1 protein-coding gene is annotated in these 707 nt (G+C 43.0%); it reads left to right on the top strand.

What is annotated here, in order from left to right:
• The coding region (locus DV872_RS26215; protein WP_253952533.1) for a group II intron maturase-specific domain-containing protein at positions 1-707 on the top strand (707 nt) is incomplete at both ends.

The following is a 707-nucleotide window of genomic DNA, read 5'->3' as shown; positions in this document are numbered from 1 at the left end:
CCAATTTCTCCACTCCTTTCCAATATCCTGCTGGATGATCTGGATAAGGAGCTGGAAAGACGTAAATTGAGCTTCTGTAGGTATGCGGATGATTGTAATATCTACGTAGGTAGCAAGGCTGCAGGAGAAAGGGTGCTCGAATCTACCACCAATTTCCTTGAAAACAGATTAAAACTGAAGGTAAACAGAGATAAGACTAAGGTGGACAGACCGTGGCATCGCTCCTTTCTAGGATACACGATGACTACAAATAGGACCCCAAAGTTGAAAGTTTCAGCTGAGTCGATAAAACGACTCAAAGCCAAGGTTAAGATAATTTGTAGGAAAGGAACCGGTCGCAAATTAGATCACACTATTACTCTGCTCAAACCTGTACTTCGTGGGTGGTTTAATTATTTCAAACTTGCGGATGTTAAGAATATCTTTGAAGATCTGGACGCTTGGATCAGACACCGTTTAAGATGTATCATCTGGCGACAATGGAAAAGAGGAAGGACAAGGTTTAAGAAGTTGACCCATCTGGGATTAAAGGATGAACATGCCCGGCTCTCTGCTTTTAATGGGAGAGGGCCTTGGTGGAATTCCGGGAAAACCCACATGAATTTTGCTTTTCCCAAGAAGCATTTTGATGCGATTGGTTTGTATTCGTTTGTTGACAATTTGTTGTTGTATCGTAACGGTCTACGAACCGCCGTGGTACGGAACCG

Source organism: Oceanispirochaeta sp. M1 (assembly GCF_003346715.1).
Lineage (GTDB): Bacteria > Spirochaetota > Spirochaetia > DSM-2461 > DSM-2461 > Oceanispirochaeta.
The sequence above is the reverse complement of the archived record's forward strand: the minus strand, read 5'-3'. Positions and strand labels throughout refer to the sequence as shown.